The 17,504-nt window shown below is 68.3% G+C and carries 12 protein-coding genes; 4 read left to right on the top strand and 8 right to left on the bottom strand.

Going from position 1 to position 17,504, the window contains the following annotated elements; all coding sequences use genetic code 11:
* Positions 1-191 precede the first annotated feature (191 nt).
* The 8 genes from guaA to guaB all read right to left on the bottom strand — a co-directional run bounded on the left by guaA (position 192) and on the right by guaB (position 13,198).
* Positions 192-1,772, bottom strand: a complete 1,581-nt coding sequence (gene guaA / locus ABC271_RS04260) for a glutamine-hydrolyzing GMP synthase (RefSeq protein WP_412923650.1) — start codon at positions 1,770-1,772, stop codon at positions 192-194.
* The gene (locus ABC271_RS04255) at positions 1,769-2,290 is read right to left on the bottom strand and encodes a DUF3817 domain-containing protein (RefSeq protein WP_412923649.1); all 522 of its coding nucleotides are present in this window, start codon (positions 2,288-2,290) and stop codon (positions 1,769-1,771) included. Before ABC271_RS04255 ends, guaA begins: the two co-directional genes overlap by 4 nt.
* A gap of 96 nt (positions 2,291-2,386) precedes the next feature.
* Positions 2,387-6,535 (bottom strand): metallophosphoesterase, encoded by a 4,149-nt coding sequence (locus tag ABC271_RS04250; protein WP_412923648.1) that lies wholly within the window; start codon positions 6,533-6,535, stop codon positions 2,387-2,389.
* A gap of 2 nt (positions 6,536-6,537) precedes the next feature.
* Entirely contained in the window at positions 6,538-8,556 is a 2,019-nt protein-coding gene (locus tag ABC271_RS04245) for a purple acid phosphatase family protein (RefSeq protein ID WP_412923647.1), read from the bottom strand.
* 262 nt (positions 8,557-8,818) lie between these two features.
* On the bottom strand, positions 8,819-9,685 hold the full coding sequence (locus tag ABC271_RS04240) for an SURF1 family protein (RefSeq protein ID WP_412923646.1): 867 nt from the start codon (positions 9,683-9,685) through the stop codon (positions 8,819-8,821).
* A 13-nt stretch (positions 9,686-9,698) separates the two neighbouring features.
* Positions 9,699-10,814 (bottom strand): GuaB3 family IMP dehydrogenase-related protein, encoded by a 1,116-nt coding sequence (locus ABC271_RS04235; protein ID WP_412926101.1) that lies wholly within the window; start codon positions 10,812-10,814, stop codon positions 9,699-9,701.
* A 144-nt stretch (positions 10,815-10,958) separates the two neighbouring features.
* Positions 10,959-11,621 (bottom strand): TMEM175 family protein, encoded by a 663-nt coding sequence (locus tag ABC271_RS04230; RefSeq protein WP_412923645.1) that lies wholly within the window; start codon positions 11,619-11,621, stop codon positions 10,959-10,961.
* A gap of 74 nt (positions 11,622-11,695) precedes the next feature.
* Positions 11,696-13,198 (bottom strand): IMP dehydrogenase, encoded by a 1,503-nt coding sequence (gene guaB, locus ABC271_RS04225; RefSeq protein WP_412923644.1) that lies wholly within the window; start codon positions 13,196-13,198, stop codon positions 11,696-11,698.
* Positions 13,199-13,448: 250 nt separating this feature from the next.
* On the opposite strand from guaB, the gene ABC271_RS04220 reads away from it, so the two are divergent.
* Genes ABC271_RS04220 through ABC271_RS04205 form a run of 4 tightly spaced genes read left to right on the top strand, consistent with a single transcriptional unit; the run spans position 13,449 to position 17,497 of the window.
* The gene (locus tag ABC271_RS04220) at positions 13,449-14,798 is read left to right on the top strand and encodes a branched-chain amino acid ABC transporter permease (RefSeq protein WP_412923643.1); all 1,350 of its coding nucleotides are present in this window, start codon (positions 13,449-13,451) and stop codon (positions 14,796-14,798) included.
* Between the two features lie 11 nt (positions 14,799-14,809).
* Complete coding sequence (locus ABC271_RS04215; RefSeq protein ID WP_412923642.1) at positions 14,810-15,790, top strand: branched-chain amino acid ABC transporter permease; 981 nt, start codon at positions 14,810-14,812, stop codon at positions 15,788-15,790.
* Complete coding sequence (locus ABC271_RS04210; RefSeq protein ID WP_412923641.1) at positions 15,783-16,715, top strand: ABC transporter ATP-binding protein; 933 nt, start codon at positions 15,783-15,785, stop codon at positions 16,713-16,715. Before ABC271_RS04215 ends, ABC271_RS04210 begins: the two co-directional genes overlap by 8 nt.
* Positions 16,715-17,497, top strand: a complete 783-nt coding sequence (locus tag ABC271_RS04205; protein WP_412923640.1) for an ABC transporter ATP-binding protein — start codon at positions 16,715-16,717, stop codon at positions 17,495-17,497. The genes ABC271_RS04210 and ABC271_RS04205 overlap by 1 nt, the downstream gene beginning before the upstream one ends.
* The last annotated feature ends 7 nt before the right edge of the window (positions 17,498-17,504 follow it).

Raw genomic sequence — 17,504 nt, 5'->3', positions numbered from 1 at the left:
CCGAGGGCTGATCGCCGACGCCGTCAGCCTACCGGCCGCGCTCCCCACTCAGCGGACCGACAGAGCGCCGACACCGACGGACGACGAAGGGGCATCGTCCTCGGGTCGATCGGGGTAGGGGCCCTGTTCTCGATCCGAGGACGATGCCCCGTAGTCGGCCGACGATGTCGGCGCGGGAGCAGGCGGAACGCCTACTCCCATTCGATCGTCCCCGGCGGCTTCGACGTCACGTCGAGCACCACGCGGTTGACCTCGCGCACCTCGTTGGTGATGCGGTTGCTGATCTTGGACAGGACGTCGTAGGGCAGACGCGTCCAGTCGGCGGTCATCGCGTCCTCACTGGAGACGGGACGCAGCACGATCGGGTGACCGTAGGTGCGGCCGTCGCCCTGGACGCCGACCGAGCGCACGTCGGCCAGCAGCACGACGGGGCACTGCCAGATCTCGGCATCCAGGCCGGCCTTGGTCAGCTCGGCGCGGGCGATGGCGTCGGCATCACGCAGGATCTCGAGGCGGTCAGCGGTGACCTCGCCCACGATGCGGATGCCAAGACCGGGCCCCGGAAAGGGCTGGCGGCCGACGATCGCCTCGGGGAGGCCCAGCTCGCGACCGATCGCGCGGACCTCGTCTTTGAAGAGGGTGCGCAGCGGCTCGACGAGCTCGAACTGCAGGTCTTCCGGCAGGCCGCCGACGTTGTGGTGCGACTTGATGTTCGCGGTGCCCGCGCCCCCGCCCGACTCCACGACGTCGGGGTACAGCGTGCCCTGGACGAGGAAGCGGATGGGCTCGCCATCGGCCTTCGCCTCGGCGACGAGGTCGGCCTGCACCTTCTCGAAGGCGCGGATGAACTCGCGGCCGATGATCTTGCGCTTCTCTTCGGGGTCGCTCACACCGGCGAGGGCGTTGAGGAAGGTCTCGCGCGCGTCGACCGTGATCAAACGCACGCCGGTCGAGGCGACGTAGTCGTTCTCGACCTGCTCGCGCTCACCCTTGCGGAGAAGGCCATGGTCGACGAACACCGCGACGAGCTGGTCGCCGACGGCCTCGTGCACGAGAGCGGTCGAGACGGCGGAGTCGACGCCGCCCGACAGCGCGGACAGCACGCGACCGGTGCCGACCTGTTCGCGGATGCGCGCGACCTGTTCGGCGATGACGTTGCCGCTGTTCCAGTCGGCCGGCAGACCGGCGGCCTTGTGGAGGAAGTTCTCGATCACGTGCTGGCCGTGGTCGGTGTGCTTGACCTCGGGATGCCACTGCACCCCGTACATGCGACGGGTGTCGTTCGCGAAGGCGGCGACCGGAGTGTGCGCGGTGCGTGCGAGCACCTCGAAGCCCTCGGGGGCGCGCGACACCTGGTCGCCGTGGCTCATCCACACGTTCTGTTCGGCGGGCTGCCCCTCGAGCAGCGTGCCTTCGGTGACGACCGTGGCATCCGTCGCGCCGTACTCGCGCAGGCCCGTGTTCGCGACCTCGCCGCCGAGCGCCTGCGCCATGACCTGGAAGCCGTAGCAGATGCCGAGCGTCGGGACATCGAGGTCGAACACGGCCTCGTCGAGGCGCGGCGCCCCCTCTTCGTATACCGACGACGGGCCGCCGGAGAGGATGATCCCCACCGGGTTCTTCGCCGCGATCTCGTCGGCCGTGGCGGTGTGCGGGACGATCTCGCTGTACACACCCGCCTCGCGGACGCGGCGCGCGATCAGCTGGGCGTACTGGGCGCCGAAGTCGACGACGAGGACGGGACGCTGCGACGTTTCGGTCTGTTCGGTCACCGGGGTCCTTCCGGGGCGGGGACGGGAGCGGATGCCTCGGCGGCTTCGCGCTCGGCGAGATAGGCGCGCACGCGGCGGGCGGTGCGCACCTCGAGAATGAAGGAGAGGAAGGGCACGACGCCGCCGAGCGCGAGGAACACGAAGCGGGAGAACGGCCAGCGCATGAGGCTCCACACGCGGAAGCACGAGAACAGGTACACGACGTAGAACCAGCCGTGGACCACGAGGATCGCGAGCGAGATGTTCAGGCCGTCGCCGGTGGACAGGATCTCGCAGCCGCTGCCGCCGGGAACGAACAGCGAGAACCACTGGCATCCCGGACCGGGGATGGCATCCGCGAACCACAGGAAGCCACCCGACCCGCCCAGGAACAGTTCCTTGTGGATGGGCGTGTACTTCACGATCATCTCGGCGACCAGAAGAAGCAGGCCGACACCGGTGATGATCGAGCAGATCTGGTAGAACTTCAGGGCTCCGCGGATCGCCGGGAACGAGGCGAGCTTGGGGGCGCGGGGCATGGATGCCAGTCTAGTCGCGACCCCGCGGCATCCCCGCCCCGACGACGTCGGGCCGCCCTCCCCGCAAGGGAAGTGCGGCCCGACGGATGCGGCGACTCAGCTCCGGGGCAGGGTCACCTGGATCATGCCCGCGGGGAACCGGTCGCGCGCGGAGACGTACAGCAGGTAGCGTCCGGTGTCGATGGAGACCCCGTAGACCTTGTTGCCGAACTCGTGCGCCGAGAGCCGCCTGACGAGGCTCAGGTCACCGGCGGAGAACACCGTCGCCCCGGACTGATCGAAGGTCGTGCTCTGGTTGCCCACGACCACCGTTCCGCTCTTGCCGTCCACGGCGATCGAGCGGAAGTCGGCTCCCGCGACTTGCTGGCGCTGCACCAGCGAGTAGTCCGACCCCGTGTACACCCGGATGCCCTCGGTCGACCCTTCGGCATCACTGTTGCTGATGTACACCCGGTCGGTGACCGCGTCGTAGGCGACACCGTGCGTGCGCCACGCGCCGCCGTCGGACGGACCCGCGACTGTCTGCTTCAGCTCGCCTGTCACGGCGTCCGCGACGTCGAAGCCCCCACCACGGGTCGCGCCGTAGACGAGTCCGCGACCGAGGTCGACGTCCATGCCGCGGACGCCGCCGCTGAACGCGAACGGTCCGCGCACCGGGGCGCCGGACTCGGCATCCATGACCACCCAGTTCGAGCCGAACGCGACGTACAGCAGCCCGTTCTTCGCATCGATCGCGAGGTCACGCAGACCGTCCTGCACCGGGTCCGTGGTCGGCGCGGTCAGGGTACGAACGACCGTGTCGGTCGCGGGATCGATCACGTGCACGCGTGCCGGGCGCATCTCGTCGGCGACGAACACGTACCCGGTCGCCGGGTCGACCGCCGACCCGACCGGACGGATCTCGGCCGCATCGGCCGCCCCCTCGGTCGGGACAGAGCTCAGGGCACGAGCGACCCACGGCTCGGCCGGCGCGGCGGGTAGCTCCGCCGGGAGCGTCACGCGGATGAACCCGGTCGGGAAGCGGTCGCGTGCCGACACGTACAGCGCGTGGCTCTTCGGGTCGATCGAGACCCCGTAGACCTTGTTGCCGTAGGTGTGGGCCGACAGCCGCTCGACGAGTCCAAGGTCCGCCGCCCGGTAGATCGAGACACCCGAGTTCTCGAACGTGGTCGACTGGTGACCGACCACGACGGCGCCGGTGGCGGAGTCGACATCGATCGAGCGGAAGTCCGCGCCGTCGATGGCAAGCGTGTCGACCAGCGTGTAGTCCGTGCCGTTGTAGACGCGGATGCCCTGGGTCGACCCCGAGGTGTCGCTGTTGCTGACGTAGATGAGGTTGTTCTTCTCGTCGTACGCGACGCCGTGGGTACGCCACGCTCCGCCGTCGGCGGGACCCTCGACCGCGGTGATGAGCTCGCCCGTCACCGCATTGCGCACGTCGAAGCCCGTGCCGCGAAGGCCACCGAAGACGCGTCCGCCGGCGAAGTCGACGTCCATGCCCCGCACCCCACCACTGAAGGCGAAGGGTCCGGCGACCTTGTTTCCGGTCTCGGCGTCCATGACCACCCAGTTGCTGCCGAACGCAACCGTGAGGTTGCCCGTGGCCGGGTCGAACGCGATGTCGCGCAGCCCGTCCTCGACCGGGTCGGTCGTGGGCGCCGTGAGGGTGCGCACGATCGTGTCGGTCTTCGGGTCGACGACGTGCACCCGCGCGGGGCGCATCTCGTCGGCCACGTAGACGAAGCCGGTGGCGGGGTCGACCGCCGAGCCAACGGGGCGGATCTCCGCGGCATCCGGTGCACCCTCGGTCGGGAAGACCGTCAGAGCCTTCGGCTCGTACGGGGTACCGGGAACCTCGGGGTCGGTCGGGTCCGTCGGGTCGGTCGGGTCCGTCGGGTCGGTCGGGTCCGTCGGATCCGTCGTCACGCGAGCGCTGACGGTGACCGCTTTGGGCTCGAGCTCTTCCCCGGGCGGGTTGAGGCGGAAGTCGCGGTTGGCGACGAAGACGCGCTGGTCTTCCTCGTCGATGGCGATGCCGTAGCCGTCCTTACCGAACTGCGGACCCACCTGGTCGGCGTACTTCTCACCGGTGGCCAGCGAGTGCACCGAGAACCCACCGCGGTCGGCAGCGGTACCGGTGTAGCCGACGTAGAGCAGACCGCGCTCGCTGTCGATGTCGACCTGACGCGCGCCGGGGCGCACCTCACCCTCCCAGACCTGGGCGAACCCCTTCTTGGCGTCGAACACCTGGAGGTCGGGGGTGCCCGCGACTCCCTGGAACTTCGTCGACGCGACCATGCCCGTGGCCGGGTCGGCTGCGACGTAATAGGCATCCGCCGTTCCGCGCACGACTCCGAGCGAGACACCGGTCGAGGCCCGGAAGACCTCGATCCCCCGCGCGGGAACCGCGACGTAGACGTAGTCGTTCACCGGGTCGACGTCGATCGAGCGCTGCGACTCGATGATCGGGTAGGGCCCGCGCACGACCTGTCCGAACGTGTCGTCCGCGATCGAGACGACCACCCAGTTGCGGTTCTGCTGACCCACGTAGAGAAGCTGTCGCTCCTCGTCGATCCCCAGGTCACGGATGTTCTCCGGCAGGGTCATCTCGCGCCGCACGGTGTCGGTGTCGGGGTCGATCTCGAAGATCTTGCGACCGTTCTGGTCACCCAGGTACAGCACGTCACGACCCTGGTGATAGGCCACACCGGCCGGCAACGCCGCCGTGTGCGCCCCACCGACACTGTTCGGCATGACGGCGTCGAGAAGGGCCGTCTGCTCGTACTCGAAGTCGCCCACGGGGACCTCGGGGTCGGTCGGATCCGTCGGGCCCGGGTCGGGGTTCGGCTCGCAGCCCAGGCACGGCGCCGGGGTCCCGGGGTCGATGACCTGCGGCTCGACACCGTCGACGACGAGTTTGGTGTCGCCGTCCTTGGTGATGGTGAAGCCGTCGAAGAACTTGCCGTCGGCTGTGCGCGATTCGAAGCGGAGCGTGCCACCGTTGACGTCGATCATCTGGTAGGTCTGCAGACCCGTCTCCAGACGACGCAGGTGCGCCGCGTTCTCGTTCCAGTGCCGAGGCCCGGCCTCGTAGAACTTCGATCCGACGCTCGACGAGACATACACCGGGCCCGTCGAGCTCAGCTCGGGGTCGGCTCCGGCCGGCAGGTTCTTCTCGTTGGCGAGAAGGTTGCCGCGACCGTAGGCGTGATCGTGTCCGTTCAGCACGAGATCGACATTGTGCTGCTCGAGGATCGGACCCCACTCCTGACGGATACCGAGGTTGTTCCGGCCTTCGTCGAGCGAGTAGACGGGGTGGTGGAAGTACACCACGGTCCACCGCTGGTCGTTCTCGGTGAGCACCTTGTCGAGCCACTCGCCCTGGACGCGCAGCCCCTCGGCATCCGAGATGTTGCTGTTGAGCGAGACGAAGCGAACGCCCTCGTGGTCGGTGTAGTACACCGTGCCGGCGAGCTGGTCGTAGATCCCGCCCTCGCCCTGCGGGCCGTTGTCCGGGTAGGTGTACATGCTCGTGAACTGCGACGACAGAGCCCCGTCGTACTCGTGGTTTCCCGGCGTGGTCAACAGTTGCTGCGTTCCGAGGCCGTACGAGAAGGCCTCGTAGAGCTCGCCCCACTGCTGGTCGGAGTGCGCGTCGTTGACGAGGTCACCGATCTGCACGACGAGGTCGGCGTTGGGGCGGTCGCGGAACGCGTTGCGCACGACGCGTGAGGCATCCCCGAGGATGCCGTTCTGGATGTCTCCGAGGTAGACGAACGAGAACCGGTCGTCGTCGGAGACGGCCGCGGTGTCGAAGTCCTGCCACTCGCTGAAGTTTGTGCCGTCGCCGACGCGATACATGTACGAGACGCCAGGCTGTAGGCCGCTCAGGGTGGCCGTGTGGATGACGTTGGTGTACCCGAGATCGGCGGCCTGCTCGACGCGACTCTGCGCGTCGACCGAGAGCACGTTCGCCGGATAGGGGGCGGGGGTGAAGCTGCGGTACTCCACCACACCCTGCGCGACGCCGGTGGACGAGCGCCACTTCACGACCTGCTGGGTCGTGGGATCGGCCGCGGGCAGCAGCGTGATGCGATCGGGGACGATCGACGGCGCATAACGCTGAGCGGCGGAGACGGATGCCGCGGACGCGGGTGCCGCGGTGACGACGACACCACCGGCCGCGATCACACCCAAGGCGACACCGGCGGCAAGGGCGCGACCGGCTGTACGGATGCGGGCCATGATCAGGAGGCCTTTCGGTTGCGAAGGACGGAGCGGAGGATGAGGACGGCACCCCCCGCGGCGAGGACGCCGCCGAGAACCATCAGGGTGGTCGGAAGTGCGGCACCCGTCGCGGCAAGCGAGGCGGCGCCGACGGCTGGCTGGGTCACGACGATCCCGATGGACGCGGTGCGCTTCGAGTCGAGTCCCGTCAGCACGATCGAGTGCTCGCCGGGCTCGGTGCCGGCCGGAATCGTGACGGTCGCGTTGAGCGCGCCTGTCGCATCGGCGGTCACGAGCGACAGGGTCACCGGCGTCGAGTGGAGTTCGACCGCGACCCGCTCTCCGGGAACGAAGCCGGTGCCCGAGACGGACAGGGCTCCGCCCGGCGCCACGGTGTTGTCGCCGACCATGATCTTCGTCTCACCGCCGGGTGCGAGCGTGGGTGCGGGGCTCGTCGTCGGCTCCGAAGTCGGTCCGGTCGTCGGGGTCGGTCCGGTCGTGGGCTCGGCGGTCGGGGTCGGCGTCGGCGTCGGCGTCGGGGTCGGCGTCGGCGTCGGGGTCGGGGTCGGCGTCGGCGTCGGCGTCGGGGTCGGGGTCGGGGTCGGCGTCGGCGTCGGGACGCTCGGAGCGGCGACACCGTCACGGGTCGATCCGGGCCCACCGGCCCACGCGGTGTCGTCGTCGGTCACGAGCTTTGCGCCTTCAGCGTCCTTCGTGATCGTGAAGGCGTCGAACAGCGCGCCGTCGACCGTACGCGCCTCGACGTGCATGCGGCCGTCGGAAGTCACATCGACCGTCTGGAAGAGCTGGACATCGCGGCCCGTCACCCGGAGGTTCGCATTGTTCGCGGTCCAGTTGTTCGCCTCGGCGGGGTCGGGCACATACATCTTCGGTCCGGCGACGCTGACGAGATAGGCGGGACCGGTATGGCTCTTCGCGGGGTCCGCGCCTTCGGGAAGGTTCTGCTCATTGGCGCGGAGGTTGCCGCGGCCGTAGGCGTGGTCGTGACCCTGCACGACGAGGTCGACGTCGTACTTCTCGAACAGCGGCAGCCAGGCCTCGCGTAACACGGCATTGTCGCGCCCGCTCGTGACCGAGAAAATCGGGTGGTGGAACGTCACGACGGTCCACTGATTCGGGTTCTCGGCCAGGCGCGACTCGAGCCACGCCGTTTGTGCCGCACGCGACTGCGCGCCCATCGCCTGGGTGGAGTCGAGGCTGATGAAACGCACGCCCTGGTAGTCGACGGAGTAGACCGTCTCCTTCAACGTCTCCTCGCCTGCGGGGCCGTTGAGCGGGTATTCGAACTGCGCGCCCCAGTGCGCAGCCAGGTCGGGACCGGGGTAGTACTCGTGATTACCGGTGGATGCCACGACGTTGAGGTACTGGTTGGAGAAGGCGGCGGCCTCGTGCCACTCGCCCCACTCGGCGTCGCTCGTCTCGGTGTCGATCAGATCGCCGGCGTGCACGACGAGGCGCGCGTACGGGCGCGATTCGAATGCGGCACGGAAGGTGCGGGAGGTGTAGGCCTTGTTGTCGTTCTGGGCGTCACCTTGCACGAGGAAGCTGAAGTCGCCCGGCTTCTCGCTCGCGGTGGAGAACTCGAGCCATTCGCTCCAGGTCTCGCCGTCACCCACGCGGTAGACGTAGGTCGTGTCGGGCGCGAGGCCGGTGAGCGTGGCCGAGTGATGCGCGATCTCGTAGCCGAGGGTGGTGTCCAGTCGGTGGGTGGAGGTGGCATCCATCGACTTTGCCCCGCTGACCACGCTCGGGCCGCTCACGGCCCATTCGACGCGGGGCGTCGTCACGTCCTTCGAAGTGCGCCAGGTGACGGATTGGCTCGTCGTCGGCGTCTCGGTCGGGGTCAGGATCACCCGGTCCGGAACCGCGGTCGGGGCGTGCACGAGCACGGGATCGATGGCGGGCGGCGCGAGGCCTCCGCCGGCGGCGACGGCGACGCCGCCTCCGAAGCTGGACAGACCGATCGCGAGGGCGACAGCCCCCGCGGTGACGGCCGTCGGACGAGCGAATTTGAGCACGCAGAAGCCCTTTCGACATGGCCGGCCTCGGGTAGGCCGACGGATGCACGCGAGATGACCCGCTGTCAGCGGATCCCTAGCGATTGTGTCGGTGGCTCGTGACCTCATCAGGTCGTCGGCGGCCTTCTCGCGCGACGTTCCGTCAACGTTCACGTCAGGCGAGAAATGTCATCTCGACCTTCGTCGGGCGTCCTCGCGCGCTCGTCGCTCGTTGGCGCTCGCGTTACCCGCCAGTCACCTTTGCGTGTGCCCTTCCGTCCGGCTAGATCGAAGCCGAAGGGGTGGCGCCGGCGGTCTCCGCCTCGGCGTCCTCGAGATCTTCCACTTCCTTCTCCCACGCATCACGGGCGAGGCGGTACCAGAGGTACAACGCGAAACCGGCGAAGATGGCCCACTCGGCGGCGTAGAAGATGTTGAGCCAGTTGACCCGGGAGCGCTCATCGGGGGCCGGGGAGTCAATGGCATCCACAGACCCGATGGCCGTCTGCGAGGCGAGGTACGGGCGATACACGGCGACACCGTCGATGTCGTGCCACCGCCCGAGAAGCACCGCGGGAGACATGCGCGTCATGGTCTGCGGATCGGTTCCGGCCGGCGGCCGGGCGGGGCCCTCGTCGGCGATGAGGCGACCGGTCACCGTGGTCGACGTGTTCGGGTCGGCGGTGACCTGCGCTTCGAGCTCATTCGCGGCGCTCTGCGCGGCGGCGGCATCCTGCGTCCATCCGAGGGCGACAGCGATCGAGGTCGGCGACGGGACCCCGTCGAGCCGCAGCTGTCCGGTGACCCAGTACCCCTCGACGTCGTCGTTGTAGCGAGACGCGACGACCAGGAAGTCTCCCGGGATCCACTGCCCCGTCGCCTCCACCCGCTGACCGACGAGCGGATCCGCGAGGTACTGCCCCGGCTGGGCCACATCCGCGAGCGGGCGAACGATCTCGGTCTGTCCCGGCTCGGACGGGGCCGTATCGATCGCGCGTCCGAGCTGCCACTGCCCCAACCACGCCAAGGCGCCCGCCACCACGAGCGAGAACGCCAGCAGCGCCAGCCAGCGCGGGCGCAGCATGACCTCGCGCAGGGTCGGCGGGAAGACCTGCCGGGGCTCCTGCTCGATCGCAGTGGGGGAGGTCACACGGTCACCGGTGTCAGTGTCCGTAGGGGGCGACGACGACCTCGACGCGCTGGAACTCCTTCAGGTCGGAGTATCCGGTCGTGGCCATGGACTTCCTCAGCGCGCCGATGAGGTTCGCGGTGCCATCGGCCACGGGGGCCGGGCCGTAGAGGATCTGCTCGAGGGGACCGACGCGATCGACGGCGACGCGGTGACCGCGCGGCAGCTTGGCGTGGTGCGCCTCGGGGCCCCAGTGGAACCCGCGACCCGGGGCATCCGTCGCACGAGCGAGCGCCACGCCGAGCATGACGGCGTCGGCACCCATGGCCAGCGCCTTCACGATGTCGCCCGAGGTTCCCACACCACCGTCGGCGATGACGTGCACGTAGCGCCCGCCCGACTCGTCGAGGTAGTCGCGACGTGCGCCGGCGACATCGGCGACCGCGGTCGCCATCGGCGCGTGGAGTCCGAGGGTCGCGCGGGTCGTCGATGCGGCGCCGCCGCCGAAGCCGACGAGCACGCCCGCCGCCCCCGTGCGCATGAGGTGGAGGGCCGCCGTGTAGGTCGCTGCGCCACCGACGATCACCGGGACATCGAGGTCGTAGATGAACTTCTTCAAGTTCAGCGGCTCCGCGACGCTCGAGACGTGCTCGGCCGAGACGGTCGTACCGCGGATGACGAAGAGGTCGACGCCCGCGGCGACGACGGTCTCATAGAGATCCTGCGTACGCTGCGGCGTCAGGGCGCCGGCGACGGTGACTCCGGCGGCACGGACCTCGGCGAGGCGGTCGCGGACGAGCTCGGGCTTGATCGGCTCGGAGTACAGCTCCTGCATCCGCCGCGTCGCCGCCGAGTCGGGCAGGCCAGCGATCTCCGCGAGCAGCGGCTCGGGGTCGTCGTAGCGCGTCCACAGTCCCTCGAGGTCGAGCACGCCGAGGCCGCCGAGACGGCCGAGCTCGATCGCCGTGCGCGGACTCACGACCGAGTCCATCGGCGCGCCGAGCACCGGGATCTCGAAGGGGAAGGCATCGATGGTCCACGCCGTCGACACGTCCTCCGGGTTGCGCGTGCGGCGCGACGGAACGACGGCGATGTCGTCGAAGGTGTAGGCGCGGCGGGCACGCTTGGCGCGGCCGAGATCGATCTCCATGGTCACTCCCCCAGCCTACCCGCCCACATTTTGCCGGTCCGCGTCCTCGTCTGGTTCGTCACCACGGTTCATCCGCGCGCGGCGCCATCGGCAGCACCCGCACCTTGTCTGTGGGGAAGCACGCGTCGAAGATCTCCGATCCGCTCAGGTCTCTCGCGGCTCAGACCCGTCCGACGTGACGGAATCCGTCGGGGCGTCCGCTCCACGCAGAACGCGGGTGAGGGGGCCGTCGAGGAAAAAGAGGAGGAATCCAGCCGACCCCACCAGCGGACTCACCGCGACCGCCATCCCACTGATGATGACCGCGCTCAGCGCGGCTCGGCCGAGCCGGCGCGCGTCCTCGCGGGAGAGATCGGGGATCGCGCCCGAACGCAGGGCCCACGTCCATTGCAGCCAGCCCACCAGGATCGCCAGGAAGAAGTTCACCGGCAGCAGCACGCGGCCGAGCAGATAGTCGGAGTAATCGGTGTCGAGCGACGTGGTGAAGGGGACCAGGACGACCAGAAGCAGCCGCAGGTTGTTGATCCACATCCCCGCGTTGTCGATTCGGACGATCCACTCGAACTGCCGCACATGCGTCATCCACATGATGCACAGCACGAGGAAACTGATGACGAACGAGAACACCGGATGGAGGAGATCCAGGAGCCCGTTCGCGAGATCGGCATCGGACGTCACTTCTCCGAGCGACTTCGAGGTGAGGTCCAGGACGAGCAGCGTCGCCGCGATCGCGAAGACGCCGTCCGTGTACGCCTCGGTTCGTCGCGCCGAAACGGTGACCGAAGGATGCCTCTCGCGCCGGATCATGCGGACAGCGTAGACCCGCCGGTGAACGACGACGGGCCGGGCAGTCGCCTGCCCGGCCCGTCGAAGAAAAGCGACTACTTCTTGTAGTTCGGCGCCTCGACGACGATCTGCACGTCGTGCGGGTGCGACTCCTTCAGACCCGCGGAGGTGATCCGCACGAACTTGCCCTTGGTCTTGAGCTCTTCGACCGTGCGCGCGCCGACGTAGAACATCGACTGGCGCAGGCCACCGATGAGCTGGTACGCCACCGCGGCAACCGGCCCACGGTAGGGAACCTGGCCCTCGATGCCCTCAGGGATCAGCTTGTCGTCGCTGGGGACATCGGCCTGGAAGTAACGGTCCTTCGAGTACGAGGTCTTCTTGCCGCGGGTCTGCAGCGCACCCAGCGACCCCATGCCGCGGTACTGCTTGAACTGCTTGCCGCCCTGGAAGACGATCTCGCCGGGCGACTCGTCGGTGCCGGCGAGGAGCGAACCGAGCATGACGGTGTCGGCACCGGCCACGAGGGCCTTGGCGATGTCACCGGAGTACTGCAGCCCGCCGTCGGCGATCACGGGGACGCCGGCGGGGATCGCGGCCTGCGCCGCTTCGTAGATGGCGGTGACCTGCGGCACGCCGACGCCCGCCACGACGCGAGTGGTGCAGATCGAGCCCGGTCCAACGCCGACCTTCACGGCATCCACACCCGCGTCGATGAGCGCCTGGGCGCCCTCGCGCGTGGCGACGTTGCCGCCGATGACGTCGACATGGTCGAACGACGCGTCGGCCTTCAGACGGCGCACGATGTCGATGACGCCCGCGGACTGGCCGTTGGCCGTGTCGACGACGAGGACGTCGACACCGGCGTCGCGGAGGGCCTCGGCACGCTGCCAGGCGTCTCCGAAGAAGCCGATCGCCGCGCCGACGCGCAGGCGGCCCTGCTCGTCCTTGGTCGCGAGGGGGTACTTCTCGCTCTTGTCGAAGTCCTTGATGGTGATGAGCCCGGCGAGCTTGCCCTCGTCGTCGACGAGGGGCAGCTTCTCGACGCGGTGCTTCGCGAAAGTCGCGATGACGTCGTTCGCGTGGATGCCGACGGGACCGGTGATCAGACCGTCCTTGGTCATGACGTCCTTCACGAGGGTGGTCTGACGCTCGAAGCCGGACACGAAGCGCATGTCGCGGTTCGTGATGATGCCCACGAGCACACCGTCGGGGTCGACGACCGGGAGACCGGAGATGCGGTACTGCGCGCACATCGCGTCGACCTCGGCGACCGTGGCATCCGGGGTCGTGGTGATGGGGTTCGAGACCATTCCCGACTCGCTGCGCTTGACCTGGTCGACGATGGCCGCCTGGTCCTCGATCGAGAGGTTGCGGTGCACGATGCCGATGCCACCCTGGCGGGCGATCGCGATCGCCATGCGCGCCTCGGTCACCGTGTCCATCGCGGAAGACAGCAGCGGCGTCGCCACGGTGATCCGACGGGTGAGGCGCGACGACGTGTCGGCCTCACTGGGGATGACGTCGGTGTGTCCCGGCAGGAGAAGGACGTCGTCGTACGTCAGTCCGATGAAACCGAAGGGGTCGTGCTGCTCCATGGATCCTCCTGCGCGCGCGGCGCCTGCTCGAAAAGGACGACGTCGGCCGGTGCGCGCAACGCGCCCTGCCCTGAATTCTAAGCGCCCGGACGGCGGAAACATTCCCGGGAAACCGCCCCGGGAGCTCCGTCACCACGACACGGTTCGCTAACGAGGCGGTCTGCGAAACACCGATGACACATTACGCTCGTAGCGTCGATCGTCGAAGCTGACGAAACGACCTCGTCAGCGTTGCCGAACTGGAGACTCCGTGGGTCATTCCTCCCCCACCGCGACACGATCGCGCACCCTTGCCCGCCCAGCCGTCCTGCTCGTCTCGCTCCTCGCGAGCGCGATCGCCGTGCTGAGCCTCGTCCTGGCCTCACCAGCCCATGCCCAGACGACGCCTTCGCCGACACCGTCCGGGAGCCCCGGCGCGGTCGACGTGGCGACGCAGTTCACCATCGGCGGCATCATCCAATCCGAGGGCGAACCCGTCGAGGGCGTCGAGATCTCCGTCGAGGGCTCCGGCTTCTCGGAGGTCGGCACCACCGGAGCGGACGGGCGTTGGTCGGTGGCCGTCCCGGGACCGGGCACGTACACGGCAGAGCTCAACGTCGAGTCGCTGCCCGACGGCGTCGCTCCGCGCGACCCCGACAACGTCACGCGCGAAGTGACGGTCGGAACCACGAACACCGTGAACGTCCTCTTCCCGACGGGCGAAGGCACCGTGGCGACCGGGTCCATCTGGGACACGCTGTTCTCGCGCTTCATCTACGGCCTGAACTTCGGTCTGCTGCTCGCTCTCGCCGCGATCGGCATCTCACTCATCTTCGGAACGACCGGAGTCAACAACTTCGCCCACGGCGAGATGCTGACCTTCGGTGCCATCATCTTCTACGTCTTCACCTCGCTGGGATGGAACCTGCTTCTCGCGGTCCTGCTCACCGTGGCCCTGTCCGCGGCGCTCGGATGGACGCAGGATGCCGTGCTGTTCAAACCCCTCCGTAAACGCGGGGTGGGGTTGGTCCAGGTGCTCATCGTGACGATCGGTCTGTCGATCGTGCTGCGATACCTGTACCTGTACTTCTTCGACGGCGGCACCCGGAACATCGACACGGGCATCACCGACAACGTCACGATCGGTCCGGTGACCATCACGCTCACGTCCCTCATCAGCATGGGCGTCAGCGTCGTGATGCTCGCGGCGGTGGCCTACTTCCTGACCCGCACCCGGATCGGCAAGGCGACGCGTGCGGTCAGCGACAACGCCTCGCTCGCGGCGGCATCCGGAATCAACGTCGACCGGGTCATCCGCATCGTGTGGGTGCTGGCGGGAGCGCTCACGGGCCTCTCCGGCGTCCTGTACGGCCTCTACCGCGGTGTCACGTGGGACATGGGCTTCGCGATCCTGCTGCTGCTCTTCGCGGCCGTGACGTTGGGTGGCCTGGGCAGCGCCTTCGGTGCTCTCGTCGGCTCGCTGATCATCGGCATCATCACGGAAATGTCCACCATCGTCATCCCCCCGGACCTTCGGTACGCGGTGGCGTTGATCGTGCTCATCGGCGTGCTGCTGTTCCGGCCGCAAGGTGTGCTCGGTCGTAAAGAGCGGATCGGCTGAGGAAGAACGACATGGACTGGCTTTCGATTCTCAACAACGCCGCGGGCGAGCTCATCAGCCCGACCACCGCGGCCTACGCCCTCGCCGCCATCGGCCTGAGCGTCCACTTCGGCTATGCGGGCCTGCTCAACTTCGGCCAGGCCGGCTTCATGGCGGTCGGCGCGTACGCCTTCGCCATCGCCACGCTGTCGTTCTCGGCCCCCGTATGGCTCGCGATCCTCATCGCGATCGTGGCCTCGGTGCTGTTCGCCTTCATCCTCGGCATCCCGACCCTGCGGCTCCGAGCGGACTACCTCGCGATCGTGACCATCGCCGCGGCCGAAATCGTCCGCTACGTCGTCTCGACCGTGGGACTCACCGACATCACCGGTGGCTCGCAGGGCCTGAACGGCTACAACCGCGAGTTCCAGAACCTCAACCCGTTGCCCGGCGGCACCTACGGCATCGGGCCGTGGACCTACTCGGCGAACGACTGGTGGGTGCGCGTGTTCGGCTGGGGTCTCGTGATCCTCGCGACCCTGCTCGTCTGGCTGCTCATGCGGAGCCCGTGGGGCCGCGTCGTCAAGGGCATCCGGGAAGACGAGGATGCCGTGCGCAGCCTCGGCAAGAACGTCTACTCCTACAAGATGCAGGCGCTCGTCCTCGGTGGTGTGATGGGCGGTCTCGCCGGAGTGGTCTTCATCCTCCCCCGCGCCGTCCAACCGGGGAACTACGGCACCGCGCTGACGTTCTTCATCTGGACCGCACTGCTGCTCGGCGGCGCCGCGACCCTCCTCGGCCCCATCGTGGGCGCCGCGCTCTTCTGGGTGCTGCTGTCGCTGTCGAACGGCATCATCGTCGGACTCCGCGATGTCGGCATCCTGGGCTTCATGAGCTCGACCCAGACCGGTCAGGTGCGCTTCATCCTCGTCGGGATCGGGCTGATGCTCCTGGTCATCTTCCGACCACAGGGCATCTTCGGCAACAAGAAGGAGCTGTCGTTCAATGTCTGACACGACCGTCACCCACCCCCTGGTGAAGGGCGAGGTCGGCCCTGGTTGCGCGAAGGTCGATCCCATCGTCGTCGCCGACGGAGTCACCCGTCAGTTCGGCGGCCTGAAGGCCGTCGACGTCGACCACCTCGAGATCCCGCGCGGGCAGATCACGGCCCTCATCGGACCGAACGGCGCCGGGAAGACCACGCTGTTCAACCTGCTCACCGGGTTCGACAAGCCCAACACCGGACAGTGGAGCTTCGAGGGATCCAACCTCGCCAGCGTCCCCGCGTTCAAGGTGTCCCGCAAGGGCATGGTCCGCACGTTCCAGCTGACGAAGTCGCTCGGCCGCCTGTCGGTGCTGCAGAACATGCTGCTCGGCGCCCGAGGGCAGAAGGGCGAGAACATCTTCCGCGCCCTGATCCCCTCGATCTGGCGCTCGCAGGAGAAGGCCAACACCGAGCGCGCCGACGACCTGCTGCGGCGCTTCAAGCTGGATGCCAAGCGCGAAGACTTCGCGGCATCGCTCTCGGGCGGTCAGCGGAAGCTCCTCGAGATGGCTCGCGCCCTCATGAGCGACCCGACGCTGGTCATGCTCGACGAGCCCATGGCCGGTGTGAACCCCGCGCTGACGCAGAGCCTCCTCGGTCACATCCTCGACCTCAAGAAGGAGGGGATGACGGTGCTCTTCGTCGAGCACGACATGCACATGGTCCGCCACATCTCGGACTGGGTCGTCGTGATGGCAGAAGGACGCGTCGTCGCCGAGGGTCCGCCCGAGACCGTGATGAGCGACCAGGCCGTCATCGACGCCTACCTCGGCGCGCACCACGACACCGACCTCGGCGACATGACCACCTCGCAGATCGAGACGATCGAGGCCGAGGCCGCCGCCGAGGCCGAGGCCGCTCTCGTCGCCGACGAGAAGGACGGAAAGCTCTGATGACCGACACCGCCACCGCCACCCGCACCGCGGTGCTGCGCACCGACGACCTCGTCGCCGGCTACCTGCCCGGGGTGAATATCCTCAACGGCTGCACCGTGGATGCCTACCAGGGCGACCTCATCGGCATCATCGGCCCGAACGGCGCCGGCAAGTCGACGCTGCTGAAGGCGATCTTCGGTCAAGTGAAGATCCGCGGCGGAGCCGTCCTGCTCAACGGCGAGGACATCACCGCGCTGAAGGCCGACAAGCTCGTCGGCAAGGGCGTCGGCATGGTTCCGCAGAACAACAACGTGTTCCCGAGCCTGTCGATCGAGGAGAACCTGCAGATGGGGCTCTTCCAGCGCCCCAAGGTCTTCGCCGAGCGCTTCGAGTTCGTCACCGGCCTCTTCCCCGAGCTCGCCAAGCGACGGCGACAGCGGGCCGGATCGCTGTCCGGCGGTGAACGTCAGATGGTCGCGATGGGCCGCGCGCTCATGATGGATCCGTCGGTCCTGCTCCTCGACGAGCCGTCGGCGGGCCTGTCCCCGGTCCGGCAGGACGAGACGTTCCTGCGCGTCGCGGAGATCAACCGCGCCGGCGTGACGATCATCATGGTCGAGCAGAACGCCCGCCGCTGCCTGCAGATCTGCCACCGGGCGTACGTCCTCGACCAGGGCAAGGATGCCTACACCGGCACCGGACGCGAACTGCTCACCGACCCCCGTGTCATCGAGCTGTACCTGGGCACCCTGGCGGCCGACGAGGACGCCAAGCGCGACGCACGGGAGAGCGAAGCCTGAGCCGCGC

It is taken from the genome of Microbacterium canaveralium (assembly GCF_047238045.1).
Taxonomy (GTDB): domain Bacteria; phylum Actinomycetota; class Actinomycetes; order Actinomycetales; family Microbacteriaceae; genus Microbacterium.
This window is presented reverse-complemented; position numbering and strand designations above follow the sequence as displayed.

Excerpts from the sequence above, each read along its gene's own strand:
- ABC271_RS04255 (WP_412923649.1), bottom strand. The coding sequence starts at position 2,290 with ATGCCCCGCGCCCCCAAGCTCGCCTCGTTCCCGGCGATCCGCGGAGCC.
- ABC271_RS04250 (WP_412923648.1), bottom strand. The coding sequence starts at position 6,535 with ATGGCCCGCATCCGTACAGCCGGTCGCGCCCTTGCCGCCGGTGTCGCC.
- ABC271_RS04235 (WP_412926101.1), bottom strand. The coding sequence starts at position 10,814 with ATGGAGATCGATCTCGGCCGCGCCAAGCGTGCCCGCCGCGCCTACACC.
- ABC271_RS04230 (WP_412923645.1), bottom strand. The coding sequence starts at position 11,621 with ATGATCCGGCGCGAGAGGCATCCTTCGGTCACCGTTTCGGCGCGACGA.
- guaB (WP_412923644.1), bottom strand. The coding sequence starts at position 13,198 with ATGGAGCAGCACGACCCCTTCGGTTTCATCGGACTGACGTACGACGAC.
- ABC271_RS04215 (WP_412923642.1), top strand. The coding sequence starts at position 14,810 with ATGGACTGGCTTTCGATTCTCAACAACGCCGCGGGCGAGCTCATCAGC.
- ABC271_RS04210 (WP_412923641.1), top strand. The coding sequence starts at position 15,783 with ATGTCTGACACGACCGTCACCCACCCCCTGGTGAAGGGCGAGGTCGGC.
- ABC271_RS04205 (WP_412923640.1), top strand. The coding sequence starts at position 16,715 with ATGACCGACACCGCCACCGCCACCCGCACCGCGGTGCTGCGCACCGAC.